Source organism: Streptomyces sp. P9-2B-2 (genome assembly GCF_030406865.1).
GTDB lineage: Bacteria > Actinomycetota > Actinomycetes > Streptomycetales > Streptomycetaceae > Streptomyces > Streptomyces platensis.
The window spans coordinates 6001147-6015445 of the sequence record NZ_CP129126.1; the positions used below are offsets into that span (position 1 = coordinate 6001147).

Here is a 14299-nt window from a genome sequence, read left to right on the forward strand (position 1 = left end):
CTCGGCCGTATGAGCACAACCCCGGACAGCGCCGTCCGCGCGTACCTCACCCTCCACCGCGAGACCTTCCTCGAAGACCTCGCCGCATGGCTGCGCATCCCCTCCGTGTCCGCCGACCCGGAGCGCGCCGGCGAAGTCCGCCGCAGTGCCGAATGGCTCGCCGCGAAGCTCACCGACACCGGCTTCCCGACCACCGAGATCTGGGAGACCGGCGGCCTGCCCGCGGTCTTCGCCGAATGGCCCTCCGGTGACCCGTCCGCGCCGACCGTGCTCGTCTACGGCCACCACGACGTCCAGCCCGCCGCCCGCGAGGACGGCTGGCACACCGACCCCTTCGTCCCGCAGACCATCGACGGGAAGCTCTACGCCCGGGGCGCCGCCGACGACAAGGGCCAGGTGTTCTTCCACACCCTGGGCGTCCGCGCGCACCTCGCCGCGACCGGCCGCACCGCCCCCGCCGTCAACCTCAAGCTGCTGATCGAGGGCGAGGAGGAGTCCGGCTCACCGAACTTCCCGGCCCTGATCGAAAAGCACGCCGACCGCCTGGCCTGCGACGCGGTGATCGTCTCCGACACCGGCATGTGGTCCAAGGACACCCCGACGGTGTGCACCGGCATGCGCGGCCTGACGGACTGTCAGATCGACCTCTACGGCCCCGACCAGGACATCCACTCCGGATCGTTCGGCGGCGCCGTCCCCAACCCCGCCACCGAGGCCGCCCGGCTGGCCGCCGCCCTGCACGACGCCGACCGCCGGGTCGCCGTCCCCGGGTTCTACGACGGCATGATCGAACTCACCGACCAGGAACGGGAACTCTTCGCCGAGCTCCCCTTCGACGAGGCGGAATGGCTGCGCACCGCGCACTCCCACGCCACCCTCGGCGAGGCCGGCAGCACGACCCTGGAACGCATCTGGGCCCGCCCCACCGCCGAGGTCAACGGCATCGGCGGCGGCTACCAAGGTCCCGGCGGCAAGACCATCGTGCCCGCCAGTGCCCAGCTCAAGCTGTCCTTCCGGCTGGTCGCGGGCCAGAACGCCGCCGCCGTGCAGCAGTCCGTACGCGACTGGGTCGCCGCGCGCCTCCCGGCCGGCATCCGCCACGAGATCTCCTTCTGGGGCGCCACCCGCCCCTGCCTCACCCCGCTCGACCACCCCGCGCTCCAGTCCGTCGTCCGCGCCATGGGCCGGGCCTTCGGCCAGAAGATCCGCTTCACCCGCGAGGGCGGCTCCGGACCGGCCGCCGACCTCCAGGACGTCCTCGGCGTCCCGGTGCTCTTCCTCGGCATCTCCATCCCGTCCGACGGCTGGCACGCACCGAACGAAAAGGTCGAGCTCGACCTGCTGATGAAGGGCGTCGAGACCGCCGCCCACCTCTGGGGTGACCTGGCGGAGACCTGGCCCACCGCCTGACCGCGCGCACCGTCGTACCGATCCGCGCCCGTACGCAGCAATCACCCACGCCATAGGGGGAGTTGGAACACCAGTGACCACCTGGACCGACCACAGCGCCGACCGTCCGATCACCTTCAGCGCACCGAGCGGAATCGACCGCTCCGCCCATCACCGCCTCGACGAGGCCTGGCTGGCGGCGGCCTGGAGCCACCCGACGACGCGCGTCTTCGTGGTGTCCGGCGGCCAGGCGCTGATCGACGACACCCCCGACGGCCGCACCGAGCTGATCATGACGCCGTCCTTCGAGGCGCCGCTGACCGAGGCCCACCGCTACTACCTCGGCACCGGCGACGACGGCGTCAGCTACTTCGCCCTCCAGAAGGACTCGCTGCCCGGCCGCATGGACCAGTCCGCGCGCCCGGCGGGCCTGCGCGAGGCCGGCCTGCTGCTCTCGCCCCGCGACGCCGGCCTCCTCGTACACGCCGTCGCCCTCGAAAACTGGCAGCGGCTGCACCGCTTCTGCTCCCGCTGCGGCGAACGCACCGTCATCGCCGCCGCCGGCCACATCCGCCGCTGCCCGGCCTGCGGCGCCGAGCACTACCCGCGCACCGACCCGGCCGTGATCATGCTCGTCACCGATGAGGAGGACCGCGCCCTCCTGGGCCGCCAGGTCCACTGGCCCGAGGGCCGCTTCTCCACCCTCGCGGGCTTCGTCGAGCCGGGCGAATCCATCGAGCAGTCGGTGGCCCGCGAGGTCTTCGAGGAGGCCGGCGTCGTCGTCGGCGAGGTCGAATACATCGCCAGCCAGCCCTGGCCCTTCCCCTCCAGCCTGATGCTGGGCTTCATGGCCCGCGCCACCTCCGCCGAGATCCAGGTCGACGGCGAGGAAATCGAAGAGGCCCGCTGGTTCTCCCGCGAAGACCTCCGCACCGCCTTCGAATCCGGCGAGGTCCTCCCGCCCTACGGCATCTCCATCGCCGCCCGCCTCATCGAACTCTGGTACGGCAAGCCCCTGCCGAAGCCGTGAGCGGGGGGCGCGGCCGGGTCGTACGGGGCCGGCCGCGCCTGATGCGGGGATGCCGTGACGGGGGTGGCCTGGTATCCGGATGCGGCGGCGTCCTGGTGATCTGACAGCGGGCCGCCGAGCTGCGTCCGAGCCGAGCTGCGTCCGGGACGCGTGGGTGAGCCGGGGCGGCCATGTCTGCGTGCGGCTCGTTTTCGTCCGAGAACCGCTCGACCCGTGTGACCGCTCCCGACCATGATGACCACGTCGTGATCATCGGTTGGCCGGGGCCAGGGCCGGGAGTGGGGCCCGACGGCCGGAGCGGAGGCGTGGACGTGCAGGTGTACATCAGCGCGGACATGGAAGGCGTCACCGGGCTGGTGGACGCCCATGACGTACAGCTGGGTGGGCACGACTACGAGCACGGTCGCGTCATGATGACCGAGGACGTGAACGCGGCCGTACGCGGAGCGCTCTCGGCCGGTGCGACCAGGGTGCTGGTCAACGACGCGCACAGTGCCATGCGGAACCTGCTCGCAGATCAGCTGCACCCCGAGGCCGAGCTGGTCAGAGGCAAGCCCAAGCGGATGGGGATGCTCGAAGGGCTGGACGGCGCCTTCGACGCGGTGATGTGCATCGGGTACCACGCGCGGGCCGGCGCTCTCGGCGTGCTCAGCCACAGCTACATGGGCCACGAGATCGAAGACATGTGGCTGGACGACCGCCCCATGGGCGAGATCGGGTTCGCGCAGGCCACCGCCGCCGCGATGGGAGTGCCCGTGGTCACGCTTTCCGGCGACGACGTGGCGTGTGACGAGATGAACGCCTGGGATGCCCGGGTCGTCACGGCCCCGGTGAAATACGCCCGGGACCGGTTCAGCGCCCGACTGCGGCCCGCGACGGAAGCCCGTAAGGCGATCGAGGAGGCTGCCGCCGAGGGTGCGCGCCGTGCTCCCCGGCTCCGGCCGCCGTTCACGGAAGCCCCCTCAGCCCTGGCGGTCCGCTGGCAATCGGCCACCGTGGCCGCTCAGCTCGAAGTGATTCCCGGGGTCACGCTGCGAGACTCACGCACCGTCGAGGTGACGGAGGCCGTACCGCAGCTCTTCCGGCTCTTCGGCCTCTTCATGAGGGTGGCGACATCGCTCACCGACCAGCGGCCCTATTGCTGATCGGCCGAGAGAAAGGCGAGGCCCTCGCCGAAGAACGTCGGACGAGGGCTGCGACCTCTGCGGATCAGACGCCGAGCGCCTGCTTCACCTGAGCAAGGCTCGGGTTGGTCATGACGACCTCGGCGTCTCCCTGGGTGGGGACCACCCGAACCGTGGGCACCGTCTGGTTGCCGCCGTTCGCCTTCTCCACGAACGCCGCGGACTCCGGGTCGTGCTCGATGTTGATCTCGGTGTAGGCGATGCCCTCGCGGTCCATCTGGCCCTTCAGCCGACGGCAGTAGCCACACCAGGTCGTGCTGTACATCGTCACAGTGCCCGCCATGCGTCCTGCGCTCCTTCACTAAGTCTTGATCCAATACCACCGCATCCGTACCCGACGCGGCCACGCAACTCAACGCACATCCCCCCTCAGCCATTCCCGGCCACCGAAACGGCCTTGGGAAGGACTCCGAAACGGTCCTGGGAAGGGACTCCGGGATGGCCTCGGGAACGGTCTCCGGAACGGGCCTTGCCCCTGCGTCGCCCCCCGCCTCGCCCTCTCTGCGTCGTCCCCCGCGCCGCCCCCCCGGCGTCGCCCCCCCGCATCGTTCCCCCCCCGGGGGGCCCGCCCCCGCCCCTCCCCACCCCAACCCCCACGGACAAAAGCCGCCCCGCAAAGCAGCCCCCAGCCCAGCCCAGCCCCGCACCCCATCCACGAGCCCCGCTCGCCGCCCGCTGCCTCCGCCCGCCGCCTCCGACCGCTGAGACCAGCAAAGCACCCGCCGGCTCCCCGCGCCCTCCGCTGTCCACAGCGGCCCGGTCCCGTACGACCGGCTCCCGTGGGCTGTGGACAGCTGTCCCGGGCGTCCCGGCGGACCTGGCAGCATGGCGGGGTGACAGCAGCAACGGACTCCTCTCTTTTCCCGCAGGTGCCTGACTCGGCCGACGGGGTGCTCGACGGGCTCGACCCCGAGCAGCGCGAGGTCGCGACGGCTCTGCACGGTCCGGTGTGTGTGCTGGCCGGTGCCGGCACGGGCAAGACCCGCGCGATCACCCACCGGATCGCGTACGGGGTGCGGGCCGGAATTCTCCAGCCCGCGAGTGTGCTCGCCGTCACGTTCACGGCCCGCGCGGCCGGCGAGATGCGCGGCCGGCTGCGTCAGCTCGGTGCGGGCGGGGTCCAGGCCAGGACGTTCCACTCCGCGGCGCTGCGGCAGCTCCAGTTCTTCTGGCCGAAAGCCGTCGGCGGGGACGTCCCGCGGCTGCTGGAGCGCAAGATCCAGCTCGTCGCCGAGGCCGCCGCCCGCTGCCGCATCCGGCTCGACCGCAATGAGCTGCGCGATGTCACGGCGGAGATCGAGTGGTCCAAGGTCACCCAGACCGTCCCGGCCGACTATCCGGCGGCGGTCGCCAAGGCCGGCCGGGAGGCCCCGCGCGATCCGGCCGAGGTCGGGCAGATCTACGGCACGTACGAACAGCTCAAGCGCGACCGGGGCACCATCGACTTCGAGGACGTGCTGCTGCTCACGGTCGGCGTCCTACAGGACCGGCACGACATCGCCGAGCAGGTCCGTACGCAGTATCAGCACTTCGTCGTCGATGAGTACCAGGACGTCAGCCCGCTCCAGCAGCGGCTGCTGGAGCTGTGGATGGGGGACCGCGACAACCTCTGCGTGGTCGGCGACGCCAGCCAGACGATCTACAGCTTCACCGGCGCCACCCCCGACCACCTCCTCAACTTCCGCACCCGCCACCCGAACGCCACGGTCGTCAAGCTCGTCCGCGACTACCGCTCCAGCCCCCAGGTCGTGCACCTCGCCAACGGCCTGCTCTCCCAGGCCCGGGGGCGGGCCGCCGAGCACCGCCTGGAGCTGATCTCGCAGCGGGACGCGGGCCCCGAGCCCGTCTACACGGAGTACGCCGACGAGCCCGCCGAGGCCGAGGGCACCGCCCGCCGGATCCGTGACCTGATCGCCTCCGGGGTGTCGGCGGGGCAGATCGCCGTCCTCTTCCGTATCAACGCGCAGTCCGAGGTCTATGAGCAGGCTCTGGCCGATGCCGGGGTGCCGTATCAGCTGCGGGGCGCCGAGCGGTTCTTCGAACGGCCGGAGGTGCGCGAGGCGGGCGTCAAGCTGCGGGGCGCCGCCCGCTTCGGGGGCAACGACGCGCTGCTCGACGACGCGCTGGACCTGCCGTCCGAGGTGCGGGCGGTGCTCAGCGACATGGGCTGGACCAGCCGGCCCCCGGCGGGTTCCGGGGCGGTGCGGGACCGCTGGGAATCCCTGGCCGCTCTGGTGCGACTCGCCGAGGACTTCGCCCGGGCCCGGCCCACGGCCACCCTCGCCGACCTCGTCGCCGAGCTGGACGAGCGGGCCAACGCGCAGCACGCCCCGACGGTCGAAGGCGTGACCCTCGCGTCCCTGCACGCCGCCAAGGGCCTGGAGTGGGAAGCCGTCTTCCTGGTCGGTCTCACCGAAGGCATGATGCCGATCACCTACGCCAAGACCGACGAGCAGATAGAGGAGGAGCGCCGGCTCCTGTATGTCGGCGTCACCCGCGCCCGCGTCCATCTGGGGCTGTCCTGGTCGCTGGCGCGCTCTCCGGGCGGGCGGGCCTCCCGCCGCCCCAGCCGGTTCCTGAGCGGCCTGCGGCCGGGCTCCGGGGCGGTGGCGGGCCGCCGCACACCGGGCGCGGTCTCAGGGGGCGTCGAGCGCGGCGACGGGGCGGCGCCGGTGGCTCGGCGCACCAAGCACCGCAGTCCGGCCCGCTGCCGGGTCTGCAACCGGACGCTCACGGACCCGGGCGAGATGAAGCTGATGCGGTGTGAGGACTGCCCTTCGGAGCTGGACGAGGCGCTCTACGAGCGACTGTCCGACTGGCGGGCCGAGCAGGCCGCACGCTCCCGGCAGCCCGCGTACTGCATCTTCACCGACAAGACACTGATGGCGATCGCGGAGGCCGTTCCGGGAACCGAATCGGAGCTTGCGGTCATCTCAGGAGTGGGGCGGCGGAAGTTCGACCGCTACGGCAGTGAGGTGCTGGCGATCTGTGCCGGCGAGGAGCTCGCGGGGGTCTCTGAGGAGGGGCCCGAAGGCGCCGCGGAAAACTCGTCGAAAAAATAGTTTGCGCCCGCGGAGCGCCGCCCCATAGCCTTCAGAAGCAACGGAGACAACGGTTTCTTTCCGAGATCCGATGGATCCGTGCTGTACTTGAACACCCTGGAACGGGATTCCCGGTCCACCGAGACGCCGAGAGGAGGCGAGACCAGTGATCAGCTTCATCGAGACCAACAAAATGACCGATCTCTCGGTCGCCGCCACCTGCACGCTCGGCTCCTCGCTCCCTGGCACCGGTCTGTCCGGCTTCGGCCGCCTGTCCGGTACCGAGGTCGCGCGCCCCGAGTCCCTCACTGTGCTGACGCGCAGTGAGCGCACCGCGCGACCGACCGAGGCACCTGCGGCCGCAGTAGTGGCGGCATCGGCGAATGCCTTTGCCTTCGCGGCAGCCAACGGTGCCGAATCCCGGCAGCAGCACCAGACGAAGCATGAAATGTGGGCCTACCGCGGCCTCGAACCCTGGAGAGATCCAGCCTGATCGGCACGATCAGGTCGGCACCTTCCAGGGCCGCGGAACCCACACCGGGATCCGCGGCCCTTTTGTTTGCCCAAGCGCCCCGCCACCAGCCGGGCCGAACAGACGAGGAACACACCACAGTGCAACTCCAGACGCACACCCCGTCCGTAGCAACCGACCTGATCCCTCCGCCCGACCCCCAGGAGAACTCCTTGCTGCCCCTCACCGAGCTCGACGACGAGATCGACCGCCTCGGCGCTGCCGTTCCGTGCCGGACCTACGACCCGGAGGTCTTCTTCGCCGAGTCCCCGGCCGACGTCGAGTACGCCAAGGCGCTGTGCCAGACCTGCCCCGTCCGCGAGGCCTGCCTTGCCGGCGCCAAGGACCGCCGTGAGCCGTGGGGCGTCTGGGGCGGCGAGCTCTTCGTCCAGGGCGTTGTCGTGCCGCGGAAGCGGCCGCGTGGCCGTCCGCGCAAGAACCCGGTTGCGGCATGAACACCATCGGCACAGGAACGATCGACCGTCCCCTCACCCGGGATCCCCAGAAGCAGGACCACACGATGAACCCCACCTTCACCGACACACCCGTCCCCGTGAACACCGACGTGATCGAGTCGCGTCAGAACAGGAACCACGCCATGCAACTCATCCCAGAAGCCCTGGCTCGTGCTCATATGCACGAACGGCTGCGGGAGGCCGAATCGGAACGCAGGGCGCATCGGCTCGCGGCCGCGCGGCGTATGCAGCGGCGCGCCGAGCGCGCGTCGCTGCGTGCCCGTCGTGCGCTGGCCATGGCCGTGATGCAGTAACGGCGGTGCGCTGACACCGCCACCTACGGGGTCCGTCCGACAGGGCGGGCCCCGTAGGTGCGTTATATCCCGCTTCCGGCGGTTGGCGGGGATATCGTCGGACGGTGGACCAGAAGACGCATGAACAGGCGGAGTTGGCCGACGGGAACACGGTGTGCGCCGGCTGCGGTGCGGTCGCCGAGGGCACCCCGCCGACGTGGACCTGCTCCGTCGAGAACGGTGAACGCCGCTACTTCTGCGACGAGTGCGCGCGGGAGAACCTCCGGGCCATCGAGGGGCGCCTGGATTCGACCTGGTGGTGAGGCCCTTCGACGCGGAGGCCGGCGCCGAGGCCGACGCCCCGGGACGCCGTGCCCGCTCCGACGGCGGAGCGGGCGGCCGGGGCGGTGCGGCCCAGCGGGGGGCTCAGGCGGTGGACCCTTCGACGGCCTCCTCGCTGGTGTCGGCGCCGATGACCGTGTCGAGGCCGGTGAGCTCCGAGCCGGCCGGCTCCTCCTCGGGTACAAAGCCGGGCATCCATGCCTCGAGTTCGTCCCGCAGCCGCACCGTCGCCCCCAACTGGCACAGCACCCCGATCGTGCTCAGGGTCACCCGGTGGATCAGAAGGTACGCGGGCGGCAGGTTGAGCTGTTTGCCCAACTGGTGGGCGGGCGAGCGCGGGTCACCGACCCGGGCCGCCTGCCGGCGCATCCAGCCGCGGGTGAAGGTGAACTCGTCCACCTGCGCGGGTTCGATGATCGGCAGCAGATACTCCAGCACCGCGTCCGGGTCCAGCTCGATGGACTCCTTGACGAAGCCCTCCTCGCACAGCTGCTGGTAGACCGCGTCCGCCTCGCCGTCCAGCGTCATCCGCAGTGACGTACCGATCGTCGGCGGCAGCCCGTCGGGGAGCCGGTCGACGGTCCCGAAGTCCAGCACCCCCAGCCGCCACTCCTCGACCGGGCCGTCCGGGTGGTCCCCGGCCAGCAGCCGGAAGTTGCCCGGATGCGGGTCGGCGTGCAGCAGGCCCGTACGGGCGGGGCCGGAGAAGAGGAAGCGCGCCAGGAGCTGGCCGGCCCGGTCCCGCTGTGCGTCGGTGCCGTCGGCGATCACCTCGGACAGCGGCAGCCCCGCCATCCACTCCGTCACCAGCACCTGGTCGCACTGGTGGACCACGGCCGGCACCACCACATCCGGGTCGTCGGCGAACTCCGCGGCATGGGCCCGCTGGGCCTCCGCCTCCAGGGAGTAGTCCAGCTCCTCCGACACCCGGTCGCGCAGCTCGGTGATCAGCGGCTTGATGTCCATGCCCGGGATCAGCGGACCCAGCAGCCGGGCGAACCGGCTCAGCTGCGACAGATCCGACAGCAGCGCCTGACCGGCCCCCGGATACTGCACCTTGACGGCCACCTCGCGGCCGTCGTGCCACACCCCCCGGTGCACCTGCCCGATCGAGGCCGCCGCGGCCGGCTTGTCCTCGAACTCCTCGAACAGCTCCTGCCAGTCCTCGCCGAGCTGCTCGGCCAGCACCGCGTGCACCGTGCTCGTCGGCATCGGCGGCGCCGCCTCCTGAAGTTTCGTCAGAGCGGCGCGGTACGGACCGGCGATCTCCTCGGGCAGCGCCGACTCGAAGACGGACAGCGCCTGCCCGAACTTCATCGCCCCGCCCTTCAGCTCGCCGAGCACCTTGAAGAGCTGTTCCGCGGTGCGCTGTTGCAGCTCACGGCCGACGATCTCGGCGGATCTGCCGCCGATCCGCTTGCCCAGGCCCCAGGTGGCGCGGCCGGCGAACCCCAGTGGCAGCGCGGCCAGCTTGGCGGTGCGGGTGACCGCCTTGCGGGGAAGATCAGACATGCGCCCCTCCAACTCACACTGTCCCCCTACCGGGGTTACTCCGTCATTGTGGCGTGTTCGGGCTGCGGATCCGAGGCGCCTGCCGCAGCCGGTGAAGCGGCAGCGCCACAGCCGCAGTCCGGATGCGGCTCGATCCGCACCGTGCGCACGCTCGCACACGGCGCCGCGAGCTCCATCCGCGCTCCGGTGCACGGCGGCAGCTCGCCATCGAGGAACGCCAGCGCCTGGACGGCGGCGATCCCCGCGACCGTTGTTGCCAACGCGGCATCGCAGGCCGGGACCGCGGGTGCGGCACGCCCCGACCGCCACTGCGCCAGCAACCGCGGCCAAGCCTGCTCCGCGTCCGTACGACGCAGCTCGTCGCAGCGGGCACAGGCCGAACCGCCGGGCAGCACCAACGGACCCACCACACCCGTGCCCTCGATCACCCCCGCGTAAAGATGTGGGATTCCGGCGATGAGCAACGGCTCGGACAACACGGGGTCGGGGGCGTACGCGCCGAGCCCGTCCCGCGGGGCCAGCACCACCAGCGACAGTCCGGGTTCGCCCGATTCGCTGACCGGGACCCTCGGCCGTGGGGTACGGCTCCAGGGGGAGGACTGGTGGACCAGCCGTTGCGCGGCCGAGCGCCGCCGCTCGCCGATCCGCTCGGCCGGCAGCCCGCCGGGCAGGATGTCCCACGGCTGGACCGTGCCGCCGTCGAACACCTCCACCCGGCCGATGCCCGAGGCCGAGAGCAGCGCCGCGATCGCGGCGCCGACCCGCCCCGACCCCTTGACCCGCGCCCGGACCGCCCGGCGCGCTCCCATCCGGCCCAGCGCGCCCGCCGGTTCCGGATGCCGCACCGAGAGGGACGCCAGATCGGGCCGCAGCTGCTCGAAGGCGGTGTGGTCCGCACGGACCGCCTCGGCCGCCGGGCCGCCCTCGGTGGGGGATTCCAGCAGTCCGGCGGCGCCGAGCCGGTCCACCACACCCCGCACATGCTCGGGCGGGAGGTCCAGTAACGCGGCCTCCTCGACCAGTTGCTGCATGCTGCGGGTGCCGTCGATCAGCGTGAGGAAACTGCCGGTCGCCGTATCGACCGGGCCGACCACCATCGCGTGCGCCGGCGCCACCCCGAACCGCACCGTCTCCCGGTCCCGCCATCCGCGCCGCAGCGCGGGCTTGAGCATCGGATGCCTCATCTCCGCCCCCGTCCATCTCTTTCGTCGTCCGGCCCTCAGCATGCGCCCCGCGACGGATCGGCGCGGAAGTTATCCACAGGCGGTGGGCAATGGTCGTACAAGCGGTGCACGCCATGGAGTGGTTCGATGGCGAACCGTCCGCGGGGCGGGACTTCCCGCCGCGCCAGCGGGTAACGTCGGGCGCGTGCCCGCCGACCCTTCCGCCCACGGCTCAGGGGAAACCCCTCTGCGCCGCGCCGCCGATACCTCGCGCGGTGCCGCCCCCGGCCCCGTGGCCCGCGGATCGGCCACCAGCGCCGTCGAGGTGCGCCGCAGTTCACGACGGCGCAGAACGGTGTCCGCGTACCGCGAGGGTGACCGCACGGTTGTCCTGATTCCGGCCCGTATGTCCGAGGCGGAGGAGCGGCGCTGGGTCACCGTCATGCTGGACAAGCTCGCCGCCCAGGAGAGCAAGCGGATGCTGGGCGACGGCGAGCTGGCCGAGCGCGCCGAGCGGCTGTCCGGTCAGTATCTGGACGGCCGGGCCCGCCCCGCCTCGGTGCGCTGGGTGACCAACCAGAACACCCGCTGGGGATCGTGCACCCCGGCCGAGGGCAGCATCCGCCTTTCGCACCGCCTCCAGGGCATGCCGGAGTACGTCATCGACTACGTCCTGCTGCACGAACTCGCCCATCTGCTCGTCCCCGGCCACGGCCCCCGGTTCTGGAGCCTGCTGGAGTCCTACGCCCGTACGGAACGGGCCCGTGGCTACCTCGAAGGGGTGGTCGCGGCCGACCGGCTGCCCCATCTGCCCGTCGCCCGCGAGGAATAACGGCGCGCAGCCGGACGAGATCCGTCGCGCCCCGGCATCGCCCGCTGTCGGCGCCAGCGGTTAGCCTGGCCGCGCAGAGGAACTCACAGCGGGAGCGGGGGACGGGCGTTACGTATGGCCAGGGAATTCCAGCGGGGCCACAAGGCCAAAATCAGTGATCTGACGGCGGGAACGGATCTGTACGTCGGTGTGCAGATCGCCGGATCCGGTCTCTCCTTCGACATCAGCTGCTTCGGCCTGGACGCCGACGAGCGGCTCTCCGACGACCGGTACTTCATCTTCTTCAACCAGCCGAAGTCGCCCGAGGAGTCGATCCAGCTGCTCGGCGCGCAGGCCGGTGACAGCGAGTCCTTCCGGGTCACCCTCGACAAGATCCCGCCGCACATCCAGAAGCTCTCCTTCACCGCCGCGCTCGACGGCGCCGGCCAGGTCTCGCAGATCGGCCCCGGTTACCTCCGGATCGTGGCCGGCGGTGAAGAGGTCGCCCGCTATTCCTTCAACGGCAGCGAGTTCAGCACCGAACGCGCCGTCATGCTCGGCGACTTCTACCTCAAGGACGTGTGGCGGTTCGCCGCCGTCGGCCAAGGCTTCGACGGCGGCCTGGAGGCGCTGCTGAAGAACTTCGGCGGCGAGGTCGCCGAAGAGGCCGAGGCGCAGCCCGAGCCGACCGCCACGGCACAGGACGTGCCGGGCTTCGCCCCGCCGTCCGGGCCGGCCGCCCCCGCACCGTCCTTCGGGGTGCCCGCCGCGCCGCCCGCCCAGCAGCCCGCGCCCGAGTTCGGCCCGCCCCAGGGGGCGCCGCAGGAAGCACCCCCGGCCGCACCACAGTCCCCGCAGCCCACCGCGCCGCAGGTCCACAGCGCGCCCACGCTCGCCGCGCCACTGGCTCCGCCCGGCCCGGTCCCGCCGCCCGGAGTGCCCGCACAGCAGCCGCCGGCCCCGTACGGTCAGCCGGCGCCCGGTCAGGACTCGTACGGCCCGCCGCAGCCGGCACCCGGCGGCTACCCCGGCCAGCCGGCCCCGCAGGCACCTCCCTATGGGCAGCCCGCGCCGCCGCCCGGCGGATACGGCGCCCCGCAGGGCCAGTCCGCCCCGTACGGCCAGCCGGGACAGCAGCCCCCGGGCGCCCCGTACGGGGGCGGTCAGGCACCGGCCGTGCCCCAGGGCGGCGGCCCCGGCCTCGGCGTCGTACTGGACAAGTACAAGGAAGCCCCCACCGGGCAGCGCTGGACCCCGCAGAACGAAAAGTTGATCCGCGTCGACCTCGGCGTCGACGGCCAGCCGGTGCTCGCCCGCCAGGGCAGCATGGTGCTCTACCAGGGCAAGGTCGACTTCGGCTACAAGGGCGCCGGCTTCCGCGGCCGGATCGTCGGCAACGCCACCGGCCAGGAGATGCAGCTGATGCGCTGTACCGGCCAGGGCCAGGTCTTCTTCGCGGAGAACAGCGCCCATGTGCACCCCATCGAGCTCCAGGGCGACGCCATCTGCGTGTCCGCCGAGGCGGTCCTCGCCTTCGACGAGTCGCTTCAGCACGAGGTCCGGCGTATCGAGGGCCACGGCATCCCCGGTGGCGCCCTGTTCACCATGCAGTTCCAGGGGACCGGCACCATCATCGTCAAGACCCAGGGCACCCCGGTCGTCCTGCCGGTCACCCCGACCACGTTCGCCGACGCCAACGCCATCGTGGCCTGGTCCGCCGCCTCGCAGGTGATCATCTCCAGCCAGGTGAGCGTGCGCCGGCACGCCTACCCGGGCCACTCCGGCGAGACCGTGAACCTCCAGTTCCGCGGTGCGCCCGGCAACTTCATCGTCGTCCAGCCCTACGAGGTCTGAGGGAGCCCGCACGTCATGAACCAGCAGCAGCTGTCGGGCTATGTCCCGACCCCGCCCGCCGCCCGTATGGAGAACCACGGCAGCGCCATGGTGAAGATCGCCATGCAGAGCGGCCAGGACGTCTTCGCACGCACCGGCTCGATGGTCGCCTACGAAGGCTTCGTCCAGTACGAGCCGAACCCGCCCGCCGTCCGCCAGATGGCCTCCCAGTGGCTCACCGGCGAAGGCGCGCCCCTGATGAAGTGCTCCGGCGACGGTCTGCTCTACCTCGCCGACTACGGCGCCGATGTCGTCTGCATCAACCTCAACGACGACGCGCTCTCCGTCAACGGCACCAATCTCCTCGCTCTCGACGCCCACCTCCAGTGGGGCGTGCAGCGCGTCAAGGGCATGGCGAAGTTCGCCGGTCAGGGACTCTTCAACGTCCAGATCTCGGGCACCGGCTGGGTCGCGCTGACCTCCCGGGGCACGCCCGTCGTCGTCGACTGCGGCCGCGGCGAGGACGAGACGTATGTGGACCCGGACGCCCTCGTCGCCTGGTCGACCCATCTGAAGATGAAGGGCAAGCGCAGCTTCAAGGCGTCCTCGATGATCGGGCGCGGCAGCGGCGAGGCGTACCAACTGGGCTTCTCCGGCCAGGGGTTCGTCGTCGTCCAGCCCAGCGAGGACAGCACCGACCGGCTCCGGGCCCGGGGCTGAGGGGGAGGACCGAAC

14 protein-coding genes are annotated in these 14299 nt (G+C 71.6%); 11 read left to right on the forward strand and 3 right to left on the reverse strand.

Annotated elements, in window-relative coordinates; translation table 11 throughout:
• Positions 1 to 9 precede the first annotated feature (9 nt).
• From QT196_RS26515 to QT196_RS26525, 3 genes are all read left to right on the forward strand, one after another.
• Positions 10 to 1410 carry a dipeptidase gene (locus QT196_RS26515; RefSeq protein WP_168481279.1) on the forward strand — a complete coding sequence of 467 codons (1401 nt, stop codon included), beginning with the start codon at positions 10 to 12 and terminating at the stop codon, positions 1408 to 1410.
• Between the two features lie 73 nt (positions 1411 to 1483).
• Positions 1484 to 2419: an NAD(+) diphosphatase gene (gene nudC / locus QT196_RS26520; RefSeq protein WP_168481280.1), complete on the forward strand. Its 936-nt coding sequence runs from the start codon at positions 1484 to 1486 to the stop codon at positions 2417 to 2419.
• Between the two features lie 311 nt (positions 2420 to 2730).
• Entirely contained in the window at positions 2731 to 3564 is an 834-nt protein-coding gene (locus QT196_RS26525) for a M55 family metallopeptidase (protein ID WP_168484001.1), read from the forward strand.
• A 64-nt stretch (positions 3565 to 3628) separates the two neighbouring features.
• Here the strand turns inward: QT196_RS26525 and QT196_RS26530 are convergent, their stop codons facing one another.
• Positions 3629 to 3886, reverse strand: a complete 258-nt coding sequence (locus QT196_RS26530; RefSeq protein ID WP_085923001.1) for a mycoredoxin — start codon at positions 3884 to 3886, stop codon at positions 3629 to 3631.
• Positions 3887 to 4436: 550 nt separating this feature from the next.
• Here QT196_RS26530 and QT196_RS26535 point away from each other — a divergent pair.
• The 5 genes from QT196_RS26535 to QT196_RS26555 all read left to right on the forward strand — a co-directional run bounded on the left by QT196_RS26535 (position 4437) and on the right by QT196_RS26555 (position 8226).
• Positions 4437 to 6665, forward strand: a complete 2229-nt coding sequence (locus tag QT196_RS26535) for an ATP-dependent DNA helicase UvrD2 (protein WP_168481281.1) — start codon at positions 4437 to 4439, stop codon at positions 6663 to 6665.
• Between the two features lie 145 nt (positions 6666 to 6810).
• On the forward strand, positions 6811 to 7137 hold the full coding sequence (locus tag QT196_RS26540) for a hypothetical protein (RefSeq protein WP_168481282.1): 327 nt from the start codon (positions 6811 to 6813) through the stop codon (positions 7135 to 7137).
• Positions 7138 to 7256: 119 nt separating this feature from the next.
• A complete protein-coding gene (locus tag QT196_RS26545; protein WP_085922793.1) occupies positions 7257 to 7610 on the forward strand; it encodes a WhiB family transcriptional regulator in 354 nt (117 codons plus the stop codon).
• Positions 7607 to 7924 (forward strand): hypothetical protein, encoded by a 318-nt coding sequence (locus tag QT196_RS26550; RefSeq protein WP_127152932.1) that lies wholly within the window; start codon positions 7607 to 7609, stop codon positions 7922 to 7924. Before QT196_RS26545 ends, QT196_RS26550 begins: the two co-directional genes overlap by 4 nt.
• A 104-nt stretch (positions 7925 to 8028) precedes the next feature.
• Positions 8029 to 8226, forward strand: coding sequence for a hypothetical protein (locus QT196_RS26555; RefSeq protein ID WP_168481283.1), 198 nt, complete (start codon positions 8029 to 8031; stop codon positions 8224 to 8226).
• 103 nt (positions 8227 to 8329) lie between these two features.
• Here the strand turns inward: QT196_RS26555 and QT196_RS26560 are convergent, their stop codons facing one another.
• Together QT196_RS26560 and QT196_RS26565 are read right to left on the reverse strand one after the other, a co-directional pair.
• On the reverse strand, positions 8330 to 9757 hold the full coding sequence (locus QT196_RS26560) for an AarF/ABC1/UbiB kinase family protein (RefSeq protein WP_266733603.1): 1428 nt from the start codon (positions 9755 to 9757) through the stop codon (positions 8330 to 8332).
• Positions 9758 to 9792: 35 nt separating this feature from the next.
• Positions 9793 to 10941 carry a ThiF family adenylyltransferase gene (locus QT196_RS26565; protein ID WP_248001312.1) on the reverse strand — a complete coding sequence of 383 codons (1149 nt, stop codon included), beginning with the start codon at positions 10939 to 10941 and terminating at the stop codon, positions 9793 to 9795.
• Between the two features lie 226 nt (positions 10942 to 11167).
• Here QT196_RS26565 and QT196_RS26570 point away from each other — a divergent pair, with 226 nt between their 5' ends.
• The 3 genes from QT196_RS26570 (at position 11168) to QT196_RS26580 (ending at position 14284) form a co-directional block, all read left to right on the forward strand.
• A complete protein-coding gene (locus QT196_RS26570) occupies positions 11168 to 11752 on the forward strand; it encodes a M48 family metallopeptidase (RefSeq protein WP_085923003.1) in 585 nt (194 codons plus the stop codon).
• A gap of 114 nt (positions 11753 to 11866) precedes the next feature.
• On the forward strand, positions 11867 to 13585 hold the full coding sequence (locus tag QT196_RS26575) for a TerD family protein (protein ID WP_168481285.1): 1719 nt from the start codon (positions 11867 to 11869) through the stop codon (positions 13583 to 13585).
• Between the two features lie 15 nt (positions 13586 to 13600).
• Entirely contained in the window at positions 13601 to 14284 is a 684-nt protein-coding gene (locus QT196_RS26580) for an AIM24 family protein (RefSeq protein WP_042148391.1), read from the forward strand.
• Positions 14285 to 14299 lie beyond the last annotated feature (15 nt).

What these genes read in the sequence shown, in the direction of transcription:
- QT196_RS26515 (WP_168481279.1), top strand. Translation starts at nt 10, where the DNA reads ATGAGCACAACCCCGGACAGCGCCGTCCGCGCGTACCTCACCCTCCAC.
- QT196_RS26530 (WP_085923001.1), bottom strand. Translation starts at nt 3,886, where the DNA reads ATGGCGGGCACTGTGACGATGTACAGCACGACCTGGTGTGGCTACTGC.
- QT196_RS26550 (WP_127152932.1), top strand. Translation starts at nt 7,607, where the DNA reads ATGAACACCATCGGCACAGGAACGATCGACCGTCCCCTCACCCGGGAT.
- QT196_RS26560 (WP_266733603.1), bottom strand. Translation starts at nt 9,757, where the DNA reads ATGTCTGATCTTCCCCGCAAGGCGGTCACCCGCACCGCCAAGCTGGCC.
- QT196_RS26565 (WP_248001312.1), bottom strand. Translation starts at nt 10,941, where the DNA reads ATGAGGCATCCGATGCTCAAGCCCGCGCTGCGGCGCGGATGGCGGGAC.
- QT196_RS26575 (WP_168481285.1), top strand. Translation starts at nt 11,867, where the DNA reads ATGGCCAGGGAATTCCAGCGGGGCCACAAGGCCAAAATCAGTGATCTG.
- QT196_RS26580 (WP_042148391.1), top strand. Translation starts at nt 13,601, where the DNA reads ATGAACCAGCAGCAGCTGTCGGGCTATGTCCCGACCCCGCCCGCCGCC.